Genomic DNA, 21370 nt, shown 5'->3' on the forward strand with positions numbered 1-21370 from the left:
AAGTTTTTCCTGGGTGTGGGGTGTGGGGTGTAGGGTGTGGGGTGTGGGGTGTAGGGTGTGGGGTGTGGGGTGTAGGGTGTGGGGTGTGGGGTGTGGGGATAATAAATAGACCTCTTGCAAAAATCAAAAATCTGACCTTAGGTGAGGAGTCTCCGAGCCAGTATTCAGGAGTCAGGAGAATTAAGAATGAGCATTAATCAATTAAATGCTCTATTTAGGGCTTTTATGCAATTTTATGTCTATTTTTCTCATTTTTGCACTCTCAAAAATTAATTATGCAAGAACTCTAATAAAAATAATCTCCTGACTCCTGACTCCTATCTCCTATCTCCTATCTCCTATCTCCTGACTCCTAACTCCTATCTCCTAACTCCTATCTCCTGTCTCCTAACTCCTAAAAGTTTCTAAATATTTTTCCACATCAGCAAAGAGCGAGTTTGAAAGCCGAGATTTTGGTAGAGAGTGAGAGCATTGTCGTTATTGATGAAGACTTGTAAACCGATGCGGGTTTGTCCGCGACTTTTTGCCCAATCCTTAGCTCGATCGATTAGTGCGGTGGCGATACCTTGGCGACGATGCTGGGGATCAACGTAAATTAGGAAAATATGACCATAGCGATCGCCTGTCACCTGATCGACGGCACTCCCCATCCAGAGACAAGCGATCGCTGTTTGTTGTCCTTCGACGATCCACAAGGGAGTATCGACGCAAAAAAACTGTCTGACTGTATCAGCTAGATGGGAGAGGTTTTTTTGTTCGGGAAAAAATTCTTCATAGCTGCGGGTGAGAAAATTAATTAGTAGATAGCGATCGCCCATTTTTCCCAGTCGCAGCCGATAATTTTCGGGAAGGTTAGCCATGCCAAGGATAAGACAAAATTATGCCCAGGGATGGCTCGATCGGAGCGGGTGCAGCTAAATCTGCCGGTAAAAAAATCCGGATGCTGGTGGCAACCAGAGCAACTAAAAACACGAAGATAGTCAGGAGTGGGGCGATATATTGCCGGAAAAAAGCCATAATTATTTGATCTCTAAACTGCTGTTCCTTCTATTTTAGGGATTGCCAGTTAAGATATCAGCAATTAAAAAAAAATTCGCCCAAAAAAAAAGTGATCGGCATACCGATCACTAGAAACCGACAACTAGACTATGACTAAACACCGATTAAATCTAACGAAGGTGCAAATAGGCCGCCTCTGCTTCCAATTGACGCACTAAAGCTTCATTTCCCTGCGCTCTAGCTACTTCCAGTCGGTGTTGTAAATTTCTGCGGAGTGTTTCTCTATGAGCGACGGCGGCTTGTGTTAGGACTTGCTGACGATTTTTGTTCATGATGGACAGACTTTTGAGCGACTTAACTTACCTTATATCTGAATCATAACATTCTCCTTGGTAAACTGTATCTTTAGCTACTGAATTTGGCGTTAAGATTTATTAACGGTGTTGGCAACCCTAGGGACAAGTCGATGACGGAACAGGCACTAATAACCCTTACTAGCGATTTTGGACTACAGGACGGTTATGTGGGCATTATCAAGGGAGTAATCGCGGGAATTGCCCCCTATGCTCGCACGATCGATCTGAATCATCAAATTTCGCCCCAAGACCTCTACGCTGGTCGTTTTATTCTCCTAAATGCCTATCAATATTTTCCCCAAGCCACTATTCATCTAGCAGTTATAGATCCGGGGGTGGGAAGCAAAAGACGCGGGGTAGGGATTCGTTTTGCCGGTGGTTATTTAGTCGGGCCAGATAATGGTTTATTTAGTGGCATTTTAAGTCAATCTCCGGCTATATCTGCCGTTAATCTCAATAATTCTTCCTATTGGCGCACCCCTAACCCTAGCGCTACTTTTCACGGTCGTGATATTTTTGCTCCTGTGGCCGCTTATTTGGCCCAGGGAGTACCCCTAGAAATGTTAGGTGAGATTATTGATCCCGATAGCTTGCAACAATTAGCGATCGCTGTTCCGCAAATCGAGGAAGATAAAATTAGGGGTCAAATTCAATATATTGACATTTTCGGCAATTTAATCAGCAATATTCCCGATTATCTCCTAGAAGGAAAGAATTGGTCAGTGCAGTTGGGTCCAAAAATTATCCCCGCAAAAAACACCTACAGTGATGTTCCTTCGGGGGAAATAGTCGCTTTTATCGGTAGTCACGGGGGGTTAGAAGTTGCCGTCAATAGTGGTAGCGCCCAAAGGCAATTAGACCTAAATATTGGCGATGCGATCGAGGTTAGAATAGATAGGAGTCAGGAGTCAGGAGATAAGAGTCAGGAGTCAGGAGTCAGGAGTTAGGAGACGGGAGACGGGAGATTATTTTTATTAGACATCTCCAAAAATTATAACCCAGTCACAGCTTGCTTTTAGCTCATGTACTAATTAAGTAGTTCGATGACTGAAATGTATATCTGTCGTTGCTAATTCAATTTTACTGAAAAAATATGAGGCAATTAAAATAATTTTTATTCGGGTATATTCCTTGACTAGAAAGACTTTTAGTCTTGAGATAATATTAGGTCGAGGTCTATTTATTCTCCCCAATTCATAATTCATAATTCATAATTCATAATTCCCACTGATAACTGATATAGCCTTTTAATCAATTTTCATACTAATATCTAACCAAGTAGAACGGGTAATCGGGGCGCTAGTAGAAATATAATCTACTCCTGTTTCGGCAACGTTGCGAATGCGATCGAGGGTAATATTTCCCGATGCTTCTATTTTGGTTTTACTATTAAAATTGCGGATCATCTCCACAGCAGTTTGCATCATCTCTAAATCCATATTATCTAACATAATGATCTCTACCTGCTGCTCTAGGGCCTGATTCACTTCTTCTAATTGGCTAGTTTCTACTTCAATTGTGAGAGGATAGGGCATATTTTGCCGTACACGACGCACTGCTTCCTCGATGCTGCCGGCTGCTTGAATATGATTATCTTTAATCATAATTGCATCATCTAACCCCAAACGATGGTTAATAGCGCCACCGATACCGGAGGCATATTTTTCTAAAATTCGCAATCCGGGGGTAGTTTTGCGAGTATCCACCAATCTTGTCGATAAATCGGCAATTTTATCCACATATTTGCGAGTTTCACTAGCAATCCCACTCAAGCGCATGGCAAGATTTAAAGCGACTCTTTCCCCGATTAACAGCGCATCGAAGGAACCTTCTATCTCGGCAATAACTTTAGACTTGGGGCAGAATTCCCCTTCGGCAACGGTGGGGGTAAAGTGAATAGTGGGGTTAAGCAGTTGAAAAACTCGTTCAGCTACGGGTAAACCGGCAATAACTCCCGCTTCCTTGGCAATCCAAGTGGCTTGACCGATTTTAGCATGACCGAAGAAAATTGCTTGGGTGGTGCGATCGCCTCTACCGAGATCTTCTCGTAACCAGTTTTCTAACAAGGGATCAAGAACTAATAGGGGCGGTAACATAGAATTTATCGAAACAATCGGGACGTATTTATTTTAAGTTTAGGAATATTTGACCTTTTTGTAAACTTTCTTTAATCGAAACTTATCCCTTCATAGATTAACTCGATCGCACAGTGAAAATCGAGACTAGATAGAATAATTTCTTCCCCTTGACTATAAGCGCAGTAAAACCAAATTTTATCTTCACCGCGACGATAAACCTCAACACTGATCGATTCAGGATCGACTAAAACGTATTCTTGTAAACTAGGAATCTGACGATAATATTGTAACTTTTTAGTGCGATCATAGTTTCCTGTGCTAGGGGAAAGCACTTCAATAATCACTTGTGGATGTTGAATAAAATTACGAGATTCTCTATCCCTAAAATCGCAACTAATCACCAAATCGGGATAAAAATAACGACTATTATTAGCTTGTACCTTGGCATCAGATACATTGACTCGACAGCCTCGCGGACGGAGATGAGAATATAAAGTTCTGTAAAAATTTAGGGTAATATCATTATGAGGCAGACTACCCCCAGTCATGGCGATAATTTCCCCATCAATGTATTCATGGCGCAATTCCTGGGTAGCTTCCCATTCTAGATACTCTTCCGGGGTCATTCTTTCTGGGTATTGAGGTTGAGCGATCATTTTTATTTTTCCTTGTCAACTAACTAAATTAATATCCCATTTCCTTTTTATCTTATACCATTTTCTCAACCGAAGATTGAAGAATAGTCATAATTAAGCGGCGACTGATTACCCTAATGATAAGATGGAGAGAGAAAGCATTATTGTCGCAGGTCGCTAAGATGACGAAAACAGTTGCCGATATCATGACTCCTAATCCCATCACCGTCACCGCTAACACTTCTCTGTCCGAAGCAGTGAAGATTTTGGCCGAAAAGCGGTTTAGTGGTTTACCCGTGGTGGATGACAATATGCGACTGATTGGGGTTATCTCCGAAACTGACCTTATGTGGCAGGAAACGGGAGTAGAAGCTCCTCCTTACATTATGCTCCTCGATAGCGTCATCTATCTACAAAATCCTAGCCGTCACGAGAAATTACTCCATAAAGCTCTCGGTCAAACCGTGGGGGAAGTAATGACCGATAAACCGATTAGTATCACAGCTGATCGCCCTTTGAAAGAAGCGGCCTCGTTAATGTATGATCGTCATGTGCGTCGTTTACCGGTGATTGAGGAAGAAACCCACAAAGTAATCGGTATTATCACTCGCGGCGATATCATTCGCGATATGGCAAAATCGGAAGCATAATGGCTTTTCTAGGGCAACAATTAACTAAAAGATCTTGAACAAATGAATCAATCTCAGGAAACGGTTACTTATTCCCTAGAAACTATCTTGACGCGGATGGAGGGAAAAATCGATTCTTTACAAAAAGATGTGACGGATTTAAAGGTAGGACAAGCGGTGTTAACGGGAAAAGTTGAGGGAATAGAAAATCGACTAAACTCATTAGAAGGAAACCAAAAATATCAGGTTTGGGCATTAATTGTCCTCTTAGCTGGGGCAATTGTGAAAACTTTTTTTTCCCTCGATCCCCCCTTAATCCCCCCTTAATAAGGGGGGCATCTGATAATTTTTAACGCCTACCTACTTAAATTCTTATTTCCCTGGCAATTTCTCTAAAAACTATCAGGATGAAGCGCCGTCAATTTCTCACTACTACTGCCCTAACTGCTGTTAGTTTTTCCCTAATTCCCAGAAAAGTTGTTAGCAGTAATTTTCCTCTAATTAAACCGCCACATCTACAACCGGGGGACGGAGTGGGTATTATTAGTCCGGCGGGGGCAACTTTTAAAGAAGATGATTTGAATATAGTTATTGAAGCAGTTAGAGCTTTAAAATTAGTCCCAAAAGTTGGTGAATACGCTTTAAATCGTTATGGTTATTTAGCCGGTAAAGATAGCGATCGAGCCTCGGATATAAATCAATTTTTTGCTGATGATAATATTGCCTTAGTTTTACCAATTCGCGGCGGTTGGGGAAGTGCTCGTTTATTACCTTATCTCGACTACGATTTAATTCGTCGTCATCCTAAAATCATCTGTGGTTTTAGTGATATAACTTCCTTATTATTGGCTATTTATGCCAAAACTGGTTTAGTTACTTTCCATGCTCCCAATGGCTTTTCTAGTTGGCGCACTGCTCAAACTGAAAGCTTTCGACAAGTTTTATTTTCTGGGGAAAAGTTGACTTTTAGAAATCTTCCCGATCCCGATGATGCTAATCGTTTAATGCAGGTAAAAAATCGGATTCAAACTATTACTAAAGGTCAAGCAAAAGGTAAATTAATCGGTGGTAATTTGACCACTTTAGCCTCGATCGCTGGTTCTCCCTATCTACCGGATTTTAACGGAGCCATCCTATTTTTAGAAGATATTGGTGAAGATGTTTATGAAATTGATCGCCTGTTAAATCAATTAAAATTAGCGGGAATTTTCGATAATTTAGCTGGATTTATCTTCGGTCAATGTAGCAATTGTAGCGCCAATAGTGACTATGGTTCTCTGACGTTAGAAGAAGTGATCCGAGAATATATTCAACCCTTAAAAATTCCCGCTTGTTTAGGTTTAATGATCGGACATTTAGAAATTATTGAAACTATTCCCATCGGTATTGGAGTAGAATTTGATGCTAATCGGGGAACGATTACTATGTTAGAATCGGCGGTTAGTAAAGCGTAAAATAGCTGACTGTTGCTATTCCCTTTTTTAACTGATAACGGAATATTTAGGCTGGCGAAGTTACACTAAATCCGTTGAGTATAGGCTAGTTATGAGGAGAGGCACTCATGCAAGAGGCAAAAGCTTCAGAAACTGATTACTGATTACTGATTACTGATAACTGATAACTGAAAAAGCTGATTACTGTCGCGGTTGTACGGGGAACCCTTGACGCTGAAGCATTTCCGCCGCATCTTGGCCCGGTTGATAGTTGATACCGAGGGTAGAGGTGGCCGTATCTTCCATGATTTTAGGAGTGAGGAGAATAATCACCTCACTGCGACTATTCTGATTAGTCCGACTGCGGAATAAAGCCCCTAAAATGGGAATATCGCCTAAAATCGGCACTTTTGTCTCAGAACTCTGTTGGCGCTCTTGGATAATCCCAGAAAGAATTAAACTCTGTCCATCCCGGAGACGAATTAAACCAGAAGTTAATTCCCGACGAATCAGAGGGGTAAGGGTGTTGACCGTGAGACCACCGCTATCAAATCGAATCGGAGACCCCGGAGAGGCAACAGTGGGACTAACAGACAGGGAAATAAAACCGTTATCATCCACCTGATCGACGTTTACCGCTAAAGTTAATCCAGCCTCGGCCAATACAGGGGTAGTGGTGCGTACACCACTGAGAGGATCCACCTGTGTGTTAACACTTTCTAGCACTTTCTCGGTGAGCTTAACGGTAGCCTGTTGACCTTCCTGCACCACCAGGGAGGGATCGGTGAGAATCTTGGCATTTCCTGTCTGAATTGACGCTTGCAGAGTCATCAGGAATCTTTGGGGATATTGGAAGAGGCCGGGTAGCGTAAAATCCCCTCCATCCGCGTCTGTTGCACCGGGTTGAAAGGGGTTATTAAATGTTCCAAAATTAGGACGGGCATAGGGAACAACCAGCCCAGTATTTCGATCTGTGACTCTTCCCTGAGTTATATTACTAAAAGGAGCATCCTGAACATCAAAAAAAGGTTCTAGGGCGGGTGTTTCCTCCCCAGAGAAAACATTATTTAAAGGAACTATCGGCTGTGCAAAAGCCCCCGGTTTGGATGCAGTTGAGCTACTAGGTGGGTTCATATTCCCAAAGTTCACCACTGCCGCCCCGTTATCTTGAACGAAGAAACCATCGTTAAAACCGAAGGAAAAACTACTGTTAAAACGGTCTGTATTGAGCAGGTTGACATCGATAACTTTGACGTTAACCACCACCTGACGGCGACGGGCATCCAGTTGGGTTAATAAGGATGTGGCGATCTGGACTTGCCGCGCTTCGCCGATTAAATTGATAGAATTAAGGCGATCATCGGCGGCAATTCTTAAACCAGTTAAAAGTAGGGCAGCTTTTGAGCCTTCTGTTTTTTGGGGTTCCAGTGCCTCTAGGGTGGCGGGAACATCCCGGCGACCGATGACTCGTCCGGTGAGGGGATCGACGATATCCTCGGTTTTCGAGACTAAACGCTGGTATTCTGCCCCTTGGGTGGCGAGGAAAGTGGCGGCATTAACGGCCTTAACTTGGTTGAGACGCAGGGTGCGGCTAATCAGATTACGAGCGCCTTGGGGTAATTGCGCCCCGACAAAGATGGTTTTACCCTGACGGTTGGCCTGGAGTCCGGAAATTAACAACACGGCGTTAAAAATGTTTTCCACCGATTCGTCAGTAAATTCCAAGGAAACTGTCTGAGAAGTGGCGTTAGTTTCCCCCTGGGCGCTGGTGAAAACGACGTTATAACCGGCAATGTTAGCAAGGGTCATTAACACTTCTCTAGCGGAAGCTTCCCGGAGTAAAACACGAGGTACGGTGATATTACGCTCGAATTTGACCTTTTCGGCACTAGCATCGATGTTAGAGATGGCAATATCTCCCACCGGTGGGGCGACGGCCCGGGGTAGGGTGGGAACGCCGGGGGCTTGGGGTGCGCCTTGAATGATAATTTCCGGATTGGGGACAAGGGGCGCACTTTGGGCAAGTAGTTTTTCACTGCCTAAAATGCTGATTTCCTTTTCTACGGCCGCGCTGGAAGGGACAAGCTGATTTAGCGATTTTTGTAAAGTTTCTTTACTAAGCCCTTGCGAAAATTCAATTTTTGATGTAAGGGATTTTAACTCTGCATCATGGAAGGAAATGGGGGTTTCGGCCAAGACGCTCAGGGGAGCCATCAATAAAAACGAGGCAATTGGGGGGATAAACAGGGCATAGCGGGACGGATTCACTTTTAACTTCACTCCTCAACGATTAAGCGATTCAACGGACAAAAAAACACAATACTCATACTAAATCTGGTTATTAAAAACTGATTATTTATTCCCCCTTTTGCCTCTTGCCTCTTGCATGAGTGCCTCTCCTCATAACTAGCCTATACTCAACGGATTTAGTATCACACCGGATGGAAGACTATTATTGGGGCGGACTGGCGGGGGGTTGACCTTCGGCGGCGGGTTGACCTTCAGCAGGTGGGGGTGGTGCTAATTTCGCTAATTCTTCGGCACTGAGAGGAATAATCACATCGAGGAGAAAGGTGGTAGTCACGGGTTTATCGCCTTGGGGAACGATAGTGGCTTTATTTTTGCTGGTACTAACCACTTTAACCGTCGATCCTTCCTTGTCCACTTGGGTATTGAGACTGTTCAGCAAAATGAGGGGCTGTAATCTTTCTAAATCCCGAATAACCTCTTGAGTTTTAGCATAGTTCCCCTCCATCTTGACGTTAAAAGTTTGACGTTTGAGCTTATTATTAACCTCACTACCGAGGGAACCATCGGATATCACCACCGGTTCTAGTCCTTGGGGTTGAAAACTAACCAGCTTAACATCGCGAGACTTAAAGATATTACTAACATCTAAGAGAATTGTGTTTAAGTCCTTTTCTTTAGCAAAAAGCGAGAGAATTTTCTGTTTAATAGCTTTTTTTTGTTGTAACTGACCCTCGATTTTTTGGAATTCTGAAAATTCGAGACGGCTTTTTTGTTGATCTACCAGTTGTTGTTTGTTGGCTGCATCGGTTTGCAGTTGCTGCAAGGTATTATAAGCGGGCATCACCCAGTTAAAAAGCAGATAGAGGGAGCCAAGTAAACCTAGCATAGCGGCAGCGATGCCACTATTGCGGGGAGTAAAAGTTATCCCGAAAGCGATAGGATACTCCTCAAATTCCTCTAATTTCAGCTTCTCAAATTCTTCAGTAAAGGTCATGGTTGAATGGCTCCTTGGCGTTTGAGAGTATTAATCCTAGTGATAACTCCGATCGCTCCATTCCTGGCGAGATTGGGCAGTTGTTGGGTGGTGGGAGTATCACTTAATTGGGTGGTGATCACAAATTGAACCACTTGGGGGAAGGTAATATTAATATCTGTGTACTGATTATCCACCTCTACGGGTAAATCGGCCAGGGCAGCACTTTCGATCGCCGTTTGCTTACCCTGTAAAAAAGGGGAAGCTTGTAGGGTTAAAAGATAATCATTGACTGCTTCGTAATTACTGGCAAAACCACTGATTTTTAAGCGAGTAGCCGGATTGGCTTGCCCTTGATTGGGATTCGCGGGAACCTCCACCTGTTGCACACTATTTAACTGCACAGTAGAAGGAGTTTGTTGGCGAATTTCTTGGAGAATGGCTGACCAAGGCCTAATCTGATTAAATACACCCACCAGAGCTTTATTTTCTGCTTCTACCGCCTTTAGTTCCCCTCTGATGTCTTCTAGTTTTTTACTTTGGACTTGTACTTGACCTAATTCCCCGTCCAGTTGCTGAATTTTGGCCTGAGTTTCGCTGGTTTTCCAACCGACGGTTAAACCGAGTGATCCCGTCAGTGCCAATAATCCGGCCCCCACTCCCACACCGATGAACAGGGGCATTTGTTTGCTCAGGTTAATAAAGGTGGAAATCTCGAAGTTAGAGGTTGTTTGGACTGTTCGGTTAGGATGGCGATCTTTGAGAAAATTAACGTCAAGACTATACATAATTTTTGTCTATACCTCCCGCAATCCTAAACCGAGAACTGTTCCTAAACCAGGTCTTTGGGTATTAGGAATCTCTTGATCGATATCTAGGTTCAGTGATGCGATCGGATCGATTGGCATAGTAGTGATGCTAAGACGTTGAGTAAAATATTCATCTAGTTGTGCTAAACCGCCCCCGGGACCGGCTAAAAGTAACTGGACAATTTCCTGTTCATCACTTTGGTTAAGATAGAAATTAATCGATCGCCGCAATTCATCGGTTAATTCCCCTAAAACCCGCATCAGTGCCGCCATCCCGGCGGTAGTAAAGGTTCTGGAAAGAGCGGTATTGGTGGCAAGACTATCAAAGGCAGTGGTCGGGATTGTCATCCCCAAAAGAATCTCAGGACTGCGGGAGGTGGGCAAATTCATCGCCCTGGAAAGGGCATTTTGTAGCTGGAAAGTGCCGATGGGGACAGTGCGGGAAAATTGGGGAACGCCGTCCACCACGATGGCGATTTCCGTGTTATCAAATTCTATATCGACAATAACAGTGGCTTCATTGGAACTAAACTGTCGCAACTGATCGCGAATCGTCCGAATTAGGGCAAAACTATTAATTTCTAGCACATCTACCTGTAATCCTGCCCGTTGCAGGGTTTCCAGATAGGCATCGGTGATCTCCCGACGAGTAGCTACCAGCAAAACCTGCACCTTTTCGATCCCGTCTTCATCCTGAAAGTAGCCCAGTTTTTGGTAGTCGATATCCACTTCCTCGCGCGGATAGGGAAGGTATAAATTAGCTTCATGATTTAAGACCAGATCGCGCAATTCCTCCTCGTCCAATTCCGAGGGAATGGCGATAATCCGGATAATTGACTCGCGCATGGGGACAGCAGTAGCGACTCGTTTGCTAGTAATTTTATTTTCCTTGAAGACTTCTTGGATTAATTCCGCTAAAGCGGCGGAATCGACGATTTTTCCCTCCTCAAATATGCCTTCTGGGATATCCGACGAACAATATTTAACTAATTTATAATTTTGTTTCTGTTTGACGATCTGAGCCACGTTAAGGCGCTCTGGGGTAATCTCTAACCCAACACCTTGAGTTTTTTTTGTCAATAGCTTCTTAAAAAAACTTACCATAGATTTTCTGGGGCAGCTCTAAGGGAATTGGTGATCAACAAAGCCATTAACGGAGGCTCCGAGGCCGTTTTTGTAACGGAGCATAAATCCCCGTTACAAAAACTTTTCGCTTTAAGGCGAGTTTTTAGACCCGATTTTTTCGATAATTTTTTGACCTGATTTTATCTAGGATCGATCAAGGCAGTAAATCAGCCTACAAACGATCCTAACTGGGTAAATCAGCCAGAAAAGGTGAAAATCGAGGGGGAGAGAAGCTATTTCTGCACTAATATTAACCTGATTATCTGTGTTCAGACCGAGGTTAATCTTAACTGGATAGGAGGAGAGGAAGTGCTTAATGATATTGATATTGTAATCAATTTTGGTGAAGGAACCAAGGCCAACCTAACAATTGGTCATTATCCTCCCTTTTTCTGCTCCACTCGATCAAGTCAGCCAACCCTAGTTAGAGTACCCAAATATCTCGAGAAAATTTGAATTTTTCTAGGGACTATTTTTTCTTGACTTCAGGAAACTGGCGATCGAATGCTTCTGACAGGCGTGATTTTCGCGTATAATTAGGAGTTTGCACAGTGACAAAAGAAGTTAAGGAGCGAGTTCGATGGCACGAATGTACTATGATGAAGATGCCAATTTAGATTTATTAGCGGGAAAAACGATCGCTATTATTGGTTATGGTTCCCAGGGTCATGCCCACGCATTAAATCTCAAGGATAGTGGCGTTAATGTGATTGTTGGTCTATATCCCGGCAGTAAATCGGCAATCAAAGCCAAAGAAGCCGGTATTCCCGTTTATGATGTGGCCGAAGCCGCTAAAATTGCCGACTGGATCATGATCCTCTTACCGGATGAAGTGCAGAAAACGATTTATATCAACGAAATTGCTCCCAATTTAAGCGAAGGCAAGGTGTTATCTTTTGCCCACGGCTTTAATATTCATTTTGGTCAAGTAGTCCCCCCAGCTAATGTCGATGTGGTCATGGTCGCCCCCAAAGGACCGGGCCATCTCGTCCGTCGCACCTACGAACAAGGTCAAGGAGTCCCCTGTTTATTCGCTGTCTATCAAGATGCTACCGGCCAAGCACGCGATCGGGCGATGGCCTACGCTAAAGGTATCGGTGGCACTCGGGCCGGGGTTTTGGAAACCACTTTCCGCGAGGAAACAGAAACCGACCTTTTTGGAGAACAGGCAGTATTATGCGGCGGTTTAAGTGCTTTAATTAAAGCTGGCTTTGAAACCCTCGTGGAAGCTGGTTATCAACCCGAATTAGCCTATTTTGAGTGTTTACACGAGGTAAAACTGATCGTCGATCTGATCGTCGAGGGCGGTTTAGCCAAAATGCGCGATAGTATTTCCAATACAGCCGAGTACGGTGACTACACTCGCGGTCCGCGGGTGGTGACGGAAGCGACTAAGGCCGAAATGCGGAAAATCCTCCGGGAAATTCAATCGGGACAATTCGCCCGAGAGTTTGTCCTCGAAAACCAAGCCGGTAAACCGGGGTTCACCGCTATGCGTCGTCAAGAAGCAGAACATTCGATCGAAGAAGTCGGTCAAGATCTGCGGGCGATGATGAGTTGGCTAAAACGCTAGTTCTCTTTTTTTTCGCTGGAGGGTTGGACGCAACCTGGCAATTCTTGCTGTTGAGTCCGCCCCGACACCCCACTCCCCACTCCCCAAAAGTAAAACTTCCTATGTCACCATTGAAGATAACTGCTGTATTCCCATTTCAGTAGACCTCCTGCAAAAGTAAGTTATCGGGCCGCTATTGGGTCACAATATCTAAAAGCTCGGATAAATTCGGCATAATATTAGGTTTTATGGCTAGTCTAGTCGTCTCTTGTCTTTTTTCTTCTCCTGACTCCCGACTCCTGACTACTGACTCCTAACCCTAACAACAATTTTTGATTTTTACAAGAGGTCTAGTAGATCGCCTCCCGTGATTTGACCAGACCGATCGCCCGTAAACCGGCAATGACACCACAACCGATCACCATACCGACGAGGGAACGAATCAGATTTTCTATGGGAACGATCGGAATTAAAGCGATCCAGACTTCTTCGGGCCAGTTAAAAATCGAGTAGGTAATGGCGGCGACCCCTAAATGGGAGAGTCCGCTGGCGGTCCAAGTCCCGCCAAAAATTCCTGCCGCTACTAGGACAAAGTTACTACCTTTGATCCAATGGGTAAACAGAGTCCGGGTTGGTAGGATAAATAATACCAACGCCGACCAATCGACGAAAGCCCCAGCGATAAAGATTCGTGGCGAAATGCCGTTCAGTCCGATCGCCCGGTTAGCGTAGATAAACAGGGGAATCAGAAAAATTAACGTTAATCCTAACCACCAATAACGGCGTTTTTTGCCTAAAACCATCGTTCCCGCCACAAAACTGGCTATAATTGCCCCAAAGACCGAAATAGCGGGAATTCCTGCCGTGTAGGGGGCAAGGAAAGCCCCAATTAAGGACCCAATGCCACTAGCGATCGCACCAGCGATCGGGCCGAGTAACCAACCCAAAAAGGGAAAAACCGCTTGACTGAGGGGCATACTACCGCCGGAAGCGAGGACAATCGAGAAGGGAATAAAAGAAAGGGTAGTGACAATGGCCGCTAAGACGACAATATAGGCGATCGGCGCACCATCAATAGCGGCACTACTGACAGCTTCTACTTTGCGTTCTTCCCCTTCGGGGATAATATCTAGGGTCATAGTTGCAAGGGTAATTCTAACTTTTCTATCATCCTCTGGTTTTATCCGCTTCGGGCAGTTAATGACCAACGTTATAAGTAGCTGGTTATAATTAAATTAAAAATGGATTTTAGGTTCGATCCCCCCTGCCCCCCTTGATAAGGGGGGTGCCGATTCCCCCTTAGTCCCCCCTTGATAAGGGGGGTGTCTGACAACTTTTAACGCCTACCTACTTAGCAGAGGATTTGAGCAAGCGGAAAGGAGGCAGTCGCTGCATCCCCACCGGTGTACGCTCCTGTGGGGAATTCCTCTGCTATATTTTTCTTAACCAAGAATCTTAATGATATTTTAAGATTTTTTAAAAAACCGCCCCTAGCTGAGATGAACGTATATCCTAGAGGGGAGCGAGTATAAATTCTTATTCCCGTTCGATCGCGCCCCAATTCTTTGGAGATCAGCACCCATGCTTACTTTGCTCCGTTCTCTGCTATTTTCCACCCTATTAAGTTTTGTTGCTCCCGTCCTCTTGGTGGGTTCGATTTTAACTGCTTTATTCGCCACCAGTCACGTCCCCGGCTTTACTTGGGTTTCTCAGGCGGGTTTTAGCCAAATCCTGCAATTTTTAACCATTTTCGGTGACGGTTATCCCCTACAAGGAATGTTAACCATCGCTGTTACTTTTGCTTTTGTTGGCAGTTTATTCGATTTATTTAACTTTTACGTCTATCAAACCAATCGGGGACAGTAACAGACAAAGGGTGATAGGCACTGTCTAGAATGGGAATGAGGTTTTTATGGGATCGAATCGTCTATGCGCCCTATTTTCTACCGTTTTTGGCTATTAACAATAATTTCTCTGCTGCTGAGCCTGAGTATCGGGATTATCAGTCCCCAAACCAGTTTCGCCCTCTCGTGGATGGATTTGCTTTTTCGGGGTGTGCAAGTTATTCAACTCTCCACTATTTCTCCTCAGCAGGAAGTCGCCATCGGTAGGCAGATTAATCAAGGTTTATTAGAATCAGGTAAGGTGAAACTGTCCAAAGATGCCAGAATTAACCAATATGTCCAGGAAATCGGGCAGCGATTAGCGGCAACTAGCGATCGCCCTGACATTCCCTACACTTTTCAAGTGGTGCGCGACAATAGCATTAACGCCTTCGCAACTATGGGTGGATTTGTCTATTTACACACGGGATTGATTAAAACTACTGATAATGAGGCAGAATTAGCGAGTGTTATTGCCCATGAAATCGGCCATATCGTCGGTCGTCATTCTATCACCCAATTACGCAATACTGCCCTCGCCCAAGGACTTCTCAGTGCGGCGGGATTAGAGACGAAAACTTGGGTACAATTGGGGGTTAATCTCGCCTACAGTTTGCCAAACAGTCGCAAGGATGAATTAGAAGCAGACCGACTGGGGTTAAAAAATTTGGCCAGGGCTGGTTATGAACCCACGGCGATGATCTCCTTTATGCGAAAATTAGCACAACAGGGGGGTTCTACCCCGACAATTCTCAGCACCCATCCAGCTACAAGCGATCGCATTGTGGCACTGCAAAAACAGCTTAATTCGATTAATAACTAGGGTTTGCTGAAAAAGTTTGTTGGTGGGGTTAGGAGTCAGGAGTCAGGAGTCAGGAGTCGGGAGTTTCAGGCTTTGTTGCCCTCTCTTGTTGTACCAAACTTGTACTATAAAAAAGAATAATGCAAGGTTTTTGGGGGTCCCAATCCGATTTTCGCAGCATGAACATCGGACTTTAACAGGTCAAAAGCCTTATTTTAAAAGGGTTTTACCATTATTCAGCAAGCCCTAACTAGGGTTTGCTGAATAAAATCTAAAAACCTTATCCAACAAGGTTTTTAGGCTTTTTTTTCTCAAAAGTGCCGACCAAATGCAGTTAATAGATGCTGCTATATCCAGTTTCCTAATTGAGTAATTAAGGAAAAATTATCATAAATAATTCTGTTAAATACAGCAGAATTAACGCTAATAGATAATTGATTAAATCAGATTACTTCTTTTCTAAAAATAAAAACTCCTCTGGATATTCCATCAAAGGATAATTTTGAGAGTGGGGATAGGGTTCTTCCTTAATTGGTATGGTTCATAAAATCGTGCCAAATTTCCCCCACTAAATTGGCATTTCCATGGCTAGCCTTTTTCCATTTCTCTTTTTCTACTTGACTCAATTGGCTGTGGAAGGGCAATTAATAGATAAATATTACAGTCTTTCTCATCAAGATCAAGTATAATCTAATTTGCTTTTGACGACCGACAACCGACTCTCTAAAACGAAAACTTTGTACCTCACCATTAATATAACTGCTATAATACTGCATAAAAGCTGCAAGTGGAACGATAGAGAGTTTAGTTGACCTCCACGGGGAGTAGCTAGATGAAAAAACGAGAGACTTTGCTGGAGAAGTTTTGTTGCTTTTTAGTTTTGCAGCAAAATAGGACACAATGGAATTGCGATCGGCGTTTGCGTCGTAACATAGAAAGCTATGGCCCAATCGATCCTAATGTCGAGTCCGAGGATTATTGGTCCCTATTCTTTCACCAACAGTATCAGAATCACGGTTCCCAAAATCATCTTTTTCGTGGGCATTTATACGCTTATTTGCAGGAACCTTGCTACTGGGCTGCTGCCGAAATCTATCAAAAATATCAAGCTAAACTGGATTATCAGATCGAAGACTACTTTAACGAAGGAATTCTTGGTTTTGAGGCTATCTTAGCTGACTTTAAGCCTTTATTCTCCACTCGCTTCGATAATTTTGCCACTCAGAGGATTAAATATCGCTTAATCGATCGCATCCGTCAGATTAGTCAAGCATTCGGCCATAATACTTGGAGCCTACTACTTAATTCTACCGGAGCGCGTCTCAGCCAAGCTCTCCTGGCGAGGGGATTAGTGGGAGAAACTCTCGAAAATTACCTTTTAGCTTGGGATTACTATAAAGAAATTTATGCCCAGGCAAAAATAAAAACCGATGGTAAAATTCAGGAACCTAGTCCAGAAATCTGGCAAAAAATCGCCGCTGCTTATAACTCGGATAGCCACTCTACCATCAAAATCAATTCTGCGACAATTACCCGATGGTTAAAGGATGCGGGACAAGCTATTTTTGATTATTTATTTCCCCAAGGAAAAACAATTTCTCTACAGCAACCTTTCGGGGATGGGGAAAGTAGCACGAGGGAAGAAATGATCGAAGATACTCTCCATGATACCCCTTGGCAGCAATTGGAAGCGGCGGAAAATTTTCGCGAGTCGCAACAAAATCACCAAAAAATTCTAGCTTGATTACGCGCAGAAATTTCACAGATTTGTCAGCAGCCGCAACAGGTAAAACTGCATCCGCAAATTCAGTTAATTCTAGAGATGACTTATGGGTTGGGGTTGGGACAAGTGGCAATTGCCGCTAAGATTACAGAAATTACCACGGTGGTTATCAAACAATATCAGGTTTCTAGGGAACTGGATAAAGTTTATCGTCACCTCGCTAAAAAGTTTTTACCCTGGGCCAGCGAAAACCTGCATATTCCTTCCCAGTCTCACGATAGAGAAGTTATTAGTAAAGCAATAGAACCATGGCTAAAATACTACTATCAAACCAGCGCAACAACTCAGGAGGATTAATTATGGTTAATGATTGGTTAGAACTAACTCCTGATAGTATTTGGCTAGAAATACCCGCAGATATTCAAGAGATAAGTTGGGCAAAGAGTGCCAGTTTTACTGATGCCAGTATTCGTCAGAGATTTTATATTAATTATCTCTGTCAACAAGTTATTTTTAACTATCTACAGTCAGGGATGCCTGGGGTTAGCTTAGTAAAAAATCAAGAGGATTTCTGGCAACTAGGAGTTAATGGTTTTACCGTTAAATTAGGCGAAAAGTCAGTAATATTTATTGCCAGCGAAACTCTGGATATAGAAGCGATCGAAATTCCTCAAGAATGGGTAGATATTCCTCAATTAATTGGTGATTATTATCTAGCGGTACAGGTAAATACTGCCGAAAGTCATCTGAGAATTTGGGGTTATACTACCCATAAAGATATTAAGGAAAAAGGACAATATATTAAGCGTAATCTTAACTACTCTCTACCGAGAAATCAACTGCAATCAGGATCAGATTCTTTGGATTTATGGGGAGAGTGTCAATTACAAGCAGTTAAGATTGAACCGGAAAAGATGGAAGAAAAACTATCTTTAGATAGATTGACAACCTTACTAGACATCTTAGCTAATCCTCAGTTAATCTTTCCCAGAAAAGCCGTTACTTTTCAGGAATGGGCAGCAGTTATCGTCAATAGTAACTGGAGAAAAATTTTAATTACCCGTCGGCAAAAATCCCCCGTCAAGTTAACCAATTGGTTTACTGATAATTTCCCCATTGATTGGCAAAGTATCCTCGATTTTAGCTCACTGTCACTGGTTCCAGCTTTCAAAAATACAGAAATTAAACGCATCAAAGATTTAGGAGTAGAATTACTGGGAAATTCCCTCGCTTTGATGATTACTATCGCTAAAATTGAAGAAGTATTTAGCCTGCAAGCGACTGTTTACCCCACGGGAGAAACAAGCACTTTACCCACCCATTTAAAATTAAGTATTCTCACCGAAACTGGTCAGGTTTTTCGAGAAGTAATTGCCACAGATAACGATGAATTTATTCGTTATCGATTTGATGCTGAATTGGGGGATAAATTCTTCATTGAAGTGGCCTTAGAATCGGCAAGAGTCACCGAATATTTACAAGTATAAGCGAGGAAAAACTTAATGATTAAACTCTTAACTCTCGAACTAGATGGCACATTCGATCGGGGATTTAAAGTAAAATTAGAAATTCGTCCCGATCTTAATTCTCGTCCCCAAACTGTGATCAAAGCAAGGCTACCAGCTAATTTAGAGTTATTAACTCTTTACCGTCAATGGCAACGTCACTATAGTGAATTAGAGGGATTTTTTAAAGTCTTAAAAGATAGCAATCCCCAACAAATTACCAATAGTTATCAGCAGAGTTTAGTTTTTAAAAACTTCCAAAAAAAAGCCAAATTATTTGAGGATAACTTAAACAAATGGTTGAATAATAGCCCAGAATTTAAACCGATAAAAACCGCAATTCTGCGCTCTGGCAATAACTTTCGTATCTGGTTACAAACCGATAATATTTGGCTGCAAAGATTCCCCTGGGAAAAATGGGAAATCCTCCAAAATACTGGCGCAGATATAGCCATTATTGTCTCAGAATACGATACCTTAGCCAGACAATTACAAAATCATGAAAAAATTCGGATTTTAGCCATTTTAGGCTATGCCACCGACTTAAGATTTCTCGAAGAAGATCGCAAAACTTTAGACGATATTGCGGGAAAAGCAGGAGCCGAAATTATCTGGGAAAAAGCCCCTCACCCGCAAAAATTAAATCAGTTATTGCGTCAAGAAACTTGGAATATCCTCTTTTTTAGCGGTCATAGTGCCAGTACAGAGGATGGCCAAGATTGCGAAATTCAACTAACAGAAACTCATAAATTAAAGATAGCTGATTTTAGCTTTTCCCTGGGAGAAGCTACTAAAAACGGGTTAAAGTTAGCGATATTTAACTCCTGTGATGGTATCGGTTTGGCACAACAACTATCACGGGAAAAAGGGATGGCATTACCCCATCTAATCTTTATGCGCGAGAAATTAGCCGATCCCGTTTCTCCCAAATTTCTGCAATACTTTTTAACCGCTTTTACCAATAATAAATCTCTCTATAGTGCCGTACATGAAGCCCAAAAAAATCTCCACGATGACTGGGAAAAAGACTATCCCTGTGCCAGTTGGCTGCCCGTAGTTTGCCCCAATCCCACCGAAGAACCCCCCACTTGGCATAGTTTCAGTAACTCCCCTCAAAAACAACAAAATTGGCGACGATTTGCTCTAACTTTCGGTTTAGGTTTAGCCGTAACGATGACAGTCTTGGCAATAAGAGAAACAGGAATTTTAGAACCCTTAGAATTAAATATTTATGATCGCCTGATGCAACTAAAACCCAAAGATAAACCCGATGACAGATTATTAATTATTACCATTGATCGCCAAGATTGGGAATATCAAGATCGCATGGGTATGAAAAGACCAACAATACCAGGAAGCGATCGAAAACGTTCCCTCGCAGGAGAAGCATTATCGCAGCTTTTAAATAAATTACTGCCCTACGAACCGCAAATTATCGCCTTAGATATCCTCCGTCCCATCGCTGCCAGTCAAGATTATCCACCCCTAGCCAAACAATTACAAAATACTCCTAATTTTATCTCGATTTGTAAGTTCAATAATTACCCGCAACCGGACGGATTTCCCCCACCCCCGGAACTGCCAAAAAATCAGAGTGGTTTTAGTAACATAGTCCCAGACGAAACCATTGCCGGAGTTCCCCGAATTCGTCGTTTTTTATATCAGGCAAAACTCGATCGCACCTCTCCCTGTCTTCCCCCGGATTCTTTGGCCAAAGTTGACTCAATGTCCTGTAATTTTAAAGATTATGCTCCTAGTTTTAGTCTCCCTCCTAATTGCCAAACGATATCTAGAATCCCAGAATCAAGATTTTGACTGCAATAAACTGGAGCGGGGAATTCTAGAAATTAATATCGGGGATACTCATCTCGGTGACTGGCTACAATCCAACCGCGGCCCCTACAGAACCAGTCAATCCGATACCCGATCCGGCCGTCAAGTTATGCTCGCTTACCGTCGAATCGCCGATAATGGCATCGATGCAATCATCAAAATTGCCCCGAAAAAATCTCTCCGACAGGTTTTAGATCCGGGTTTTAATTCCGAATCAGTCCGGGAAAAAATTGTCCTGATTGGAGTAACAGAACCCGGGATCGATGATTTTTTAACCCCCTTTAGTCGCAACCCATCGGAAGCAATTCCGGGGGTTTATTTGCACGCGCACGCAGTCAGTCAAATTCTCGATACAATGGAAGGAAAACGTACCTCGATCGCTTTCTGGAATCCCCTACAGGAGGCTTTCTGGGTGCTAGGTTGGTCCCTGGTGGGGGGATTATTAACGTGGCGTTTTCTTCGGGTAAAAACGGTACTTTTGACAGTGGCGATCGCTGTGATTTCCCTTACTGGTATCGGTTGGCTTCTCTTTAGTTATTTCGGTCTCTGGGTTCCGATTATCCCCCCAGCGATCGCACTTCTCACCACCTCCGGTATCTTCTTTTTTCTTCGTTCTTACTATTTAAAATAGCTAGGTAAGGCTTGCTGAAAAAGTACGGGCGAAGCATTCGGATAGAAAATCTCCGGTTTCACCGATAGGTTATTGCCCGAATGCTTCGCCCCTACAGGACCCGGGCCGATGAAGACGCAAGGTTTTGAAGCACGATTCTCTCAAAATCTTGCAC

General features: G+C 43.2%; 18 protein-coding genes and 2 pseudogenes. 10 read left to right on the forward strand and 10 right to left on the reverse strand.

What is annotated here, in order from left to right:
* Nucleotides 1-404: 404 nt before the first annotated feature.
* The 3 genes from N0824_RS03855 to N0824_RS20860 form a co-directional block, all read right to left on the reverse strand.
* On the reverse strand, nucleotides 405-860 hold the full coding sequence (locus tag N0824_RS03855) for an N-acetyltransferase (protein ID WP_108935782.1): 456 nt from the start codon (nucleotides 858-860) through the stop codon (nucleotides 405-407).
* A complete protein-coding gene (locus N0824_RS20855; protein WP_199224874.1) occupies nucleotides 853-1017 on the reverse strand; it encodes a hypothetical protein in 165 nt (54 codons plus the stop codon). Before N0824_RS20855 ends, N0824_RS03855 begins: the two co-directional genes overlap by 8 nt.
* 152 nt (nucleotides 1018-1169) lie before the next feature.
* On the reverse strand, nucleotides 1170-1331 hold the full coding sequence (locus N0824_RS20860; RefSeq protein WP_002765458.1) for a hypothetical protein: 162 nt from the start codon (nucleotides 1329-1331) through the stop codon (nucleotides 1170-1172).
* Between the two features lie 134 nt (nucleotides 1332-1465).
* Here N0824_RS20860 and N0824_RS03860 point away from each other — a divergent pair, with 134 nt between their 5' ends.
* Entirely contained in the window at nucleotides 1466-2302 is an 837-nt protein-coding gene (locus tag N0824_RS03860; protein WP_108935783.1) for an S-adenosyl-l-methionine hydroxide adenosyltransferase family protein, read from the forward strand.
* Nucleotides 2303-2602: 300 nt separating this feature from the next.
* Here N0824_RS03860 and nadC read toward each other — a convergent pair whose 3' ends face one another.
* Nucleotides 2603-3451 (reverse strand): carboxylating nicotinate-nucleotide diphosphorylase, encoded by an 849-nt coding sequence (gene nadC / locus N0824_RS03865; protein WP_108935784.1) that lies wholly within the window; start codon nucleotides 3449-3451, stop codon nucleotides 2603-2605.
* 71 nt (nucleotides 3452-3522) lie between these two features.
* The gene (locus N0824_RS03870; RefSeq protein WP_108935785.1) at nucleotides 3523-4089 is read right to left on the reverse strand and encodes a Uma2 family endonuclease; all 567 of its coding nucleotides are present in this window, start codon (nucleotides 4087-4089) and stop codon (nucleotides 3523-3525) included.
* A gap of 161 nt (nucleotides 4090-4250) precedes the next feature.
* Here N0824_RS03870 and N0824_RS03875 point away from each other — a divergent pair, with 161 nt between their 5' ends.
* The 3 genes from N0824_RS03875 (at nucleotide 4251) to N0824_RS03885 (ending at nucleotide 6151) form a co-directional block, all read left to right on the forward strand.
* Nucleotides 4251-4718, forward strand: coding sequence for a CBS domain-containing protein (locus N0824_RS03875; RefSeq protein ID WP_012265148.1), 468 nt, complete (start codon nucleotides 4251-4253; stop codon nucleotides 4716-4718).
* A gap of 42 nt (nucleotides 4719-4760) precedes the next feature.
* The gene (locus tag N0824_RS03880; protein WP_108935786.1) at nucleotides 4761-5024 is read left to right on the forward strand and encodes a hemolysin XhlA family protein; all 264 of its coding nucleotides are present in this window, start codon (nucleotides 4761-4763) and stop codon (nucleotides 5022-5024) included.
* Between the two features lie 80 nt (nucleotides 5025-5104).
* On the forward strand, nucleotides 5105-6151 hold the full coding sequence (locus N0824_RS03885) for an LD-carboxypeptidase (protein WP_108935787.1): 1047 nt from the start codon (nucleotides 5105-5107) through the stop codon (nucleotides 6149-6151).
* A 180-nt stretch (nucleotides 6152-6331) separates the two neighbouring features.
* On the opposite strand, the gene N0824_RS03890 is transcribed toward N0824_RS03885, so the two are convergent.
* The 4 genes from N0824_RS03890 to pilM all read right to left on the reverse strand — a co-directional run bounded on the left by N0824_RS03890 (nucleotide 6332) and on the right by pilM (nucleotide 11266).
* Nucleotides 6332-8398: a secretin N-terminal domain-containing protein gene (locus N0824_RS03890; protein WP_108935862.1), complete on the reverse strand. Its 2067-nt coding sequence runs from the start codon at nucleotides 8396-8398 to the stop codon at nucleotides 6332-6334.
* Between the two features lie 184 nt (nucleotides 8399-8582).
* Nucleotides 8583-9374: a pilus assembly protein gene (locus tag N0824_RS03895; RefSeq protein WP_108935788.1), complete on the reverse strand. Its 792-nt coding sequence runs from the start codon at nucleotides 9372-9374 to the stop codon at nucleotides 8583-8585.
* Nucleotides 9371-10141 carry a PilN domain-containing protein gene (locus N0824_RS03900; RefSeq protein WP_108935789.1) on the reverse strand — a complete coding sequence of 257 codons (771 nt, stop codon included), beginning with the start codon at nucleotides 10139-10141 and terminating at the stop codon, nucleotides 9371-9373. The genes N0824_RS03895 and N0824_RS03900 overlap by 4 nt, the downstream gene beginning before the upstream one ends.
* A 9-nt stretch (nucleotides 10142-10150) precedes the next feature.
* Complete coding sequence (pilM, locus tag N0824_RS03905) at nucleotides 10151-11266, reverse strand: type IV pilus assembly protein PilM (RefSeq protein WP_108935790.1); 1116 nt, start codon at nucleotides 11264-11266, stop codon at nucleotides 10151-10153.
* A gap of 601 nt (nucleotides 11267-11867) precedes the next feature.
* Between pilM and ilvC the strand changes: the two genes are divergently transcribed.
* On the forward strand, nucleotides 11868-12860 hold the full coding sequence (gene ilvC / locus N0824_RS03915; protein WP_002792184.1) for a ketol-acid reductoisomerase: 993 nt from the start codon (nucleotides 11868-11870) through the stop codon (nucleotides 12858-12860).
* Nucleotides 12861-13189: 329 nt separating this feature from the next.
* Here the strand turns inward: ilvC and N0824_RS03920 are convergent, their stop codons facing one another.
* Nucleotides 13190-13978, reverse strand: a complete 789-nt coding sequence (locus N0824_RS03920; RefSeq protein ID WP_108935792.1) for an ECF transporter S component — start codon at nucleotides 13976-13978, stop codon at nucleotides 13190-13192.
* A 442-nt stretch (nucleotides 13979-14420) separates the two neighbouring features.
* On the opposite strand from N0824_RS03920, the gene N0824_RS03930 reads away from it, so the two are divergent.
* The 5 genes and pseudogenes from N0824_RS03930 (at nucleotide 14421) to N0824_RS03950 (ending at nucleotide 21216) form a co-directional block, all read left to right on the forward strand.
* Nucleotides 14421-14705, forward strand: a complete 285-nt coding sequence (locus N0824_RS03930) for a hypothetical protein (RefSeq protein ID WP_108935794.1) — start codon at nucleotides 14421-14423, stop codon at nucleotides 14703-14705.
* Nucleotides 14706-14768: 63 nt separating this feature from the next.
* Nucleotides 14769-15545: a M48 family metallopeptidase gene (locus tag N0824_RS03935; protein ID WP_108935795.1), complete on the forward strand. Its 777-nt coding sequence runs from the start codon at nucleotides 14769-14771 to the stop codon at nucleotides 15543-15545.
* An 811-nt stretch (nucleotides 15546-16356) separates the two neighbouring features.
* A pseudogene (locus N0824_RS03940) lies at nucleotides 16357-17604 on the forward strand (RNA polymerase subunit sigma-70).
* A gap of 2 nt (nucleotides 17605-17606) precedes the next feature.
* Nucleotides 17607-18734: a DUF1822 family protein gene (locus N0824_RS03945; protein WP_108935796.1), complete on the forward strand. Its 1128-nt coding sequence runs from the start codon at nucleotides 17607-17609 to the stop codon at nucleotides 18732-18734.
* A 15-nt stretch (nucleotides 18735-18749) separates the two neighbouring features.
* Nucleotides 18750-21216: pseudogene (locus tag N0824_RS03950) on the forward strand (CHASE2 domain-containing protein).
* Nucleotides 21217-21370 lie beyond the last annotated feature (154 nt).

Source organism: Microcystis sp. 0824 (assembly GCF_003112475.1).
GTDB lineage: Bacteria > Cyanobacteriota > Cyanobacteriia > Cyanobacteriales > Microcystaceae > Microcystis > Microcystis aeruginosa_C.

Coding starts and splice junctions, on each gene's coding strand:
- N0824_RS03920 (WP_108935792.1), bottom strand. CDS start 13,978: ATGACCCTAGATATTATCCCCGAAGGGGAAGAACGCAAAGTAGAAGCT.
- N0824_RS03895 (WP_108935788.1), bottom strand. CDS start 9,374: ATGACCTTTACTGAAGAATTTGAGAAGCTGAAATTAGAGGAATTTGAG.
- N0824_RS03935 (WP_108935795.1), top strand. CDS start 14,769: ATGCGCCCTATTTTCTACCGTTTTTGGCTATTAACAATAATTTCTCTG.
- N0824_RS20860 (WP_002765458.1), bottom strand. CDS start 1,331: ATGAACAAAAATCGTCAGCAAGTCCTAACACAAGCCGCCGTCGCTCAT.
- N0824_RS03900 (WP_108935789.1), bottom strand. CDS start 10,141: ATGTATAGTCTTGACGTTAATTTTCTCAAAGATCGCCATCCTAACCGA.
- pilM (WP_108935790.1), bottom strand. CDS start 11,266: ATGGTAAGTTTTTTTAAGAAGCTATTGACAAAAAAAACTCAAGGTGTT.
- N0824_RS03880 (WP_108935786.1), top strand. CDS start 4,761: ATGAATCAATCTCAGGAAACGGTTACTTATTCCCTAGAAACTATCTTG.
- N0824_RS03885 (WP_108935787.1), top strand. CDS start 5,105: ATGAAGCGCCGTCAATTTCTCACTACTACTGCCCTAACTGCTGTTAGT.
- N0824_RS03870 (WP_108935785.1), bottom strand. CDS start 4,089: ATGATCGCTCAACCTCAATACCCAGAAAGAATGACCCCGGAAGAGTAT.
- N0824_RS03875 (WP_012265148.1), top strand. CDS start 4,251: ATGACGAAAACAGTTGCCGATATCATGACTCCTAATCCCATCACCGTC.
- N0824_RS03930 (WP_108935794.1), top strand. CDS start 14,421: ATGCTTACTTTGCTCCGTTCTCTGCTATTTTCCACCCTATTAAGTTTT.
- N0824_RS03860 (WP_108935783.1), top strand. CDS start 1,466: ATGACGGAACAGGCACTAATAACCCTTACTAGCGATTTTGGACTACAG.
- N0824_RS03945 (WP_108935796.1), top strand. CDS start 17,607: ATGGTTAATGATTGGTTAGAACTAACTCCTGATAGTATTTGGCTAGAA.
- N0824_RS20855 (WP_199224874.1), bottom strand. CDS start 1,017: ATGGCTTTTTTCCGGCAATATATCGCCCCACTCCTGACTATCTTCGTG.
- ilvC (WP_002792184.1), top strand. CDS start 11,868: ATGGCACGAATGTACTATGATGAAGATGCCAATTTAGATTTATTAGCG.
- N0824_RS03855 (WP_108935782.1), bottom strand. CDS start 860: ATGGCTAACCTTCCCGAAAATTATCGGCTGCGACTGGGAAAAATGGGC.
- nadC (WP_108935784.1), bottom strand. CDS start 3,451: ATGTTACCGCCCCTATTAGTTCTTGATCCCTTGTTAGAAAACTGGTTA.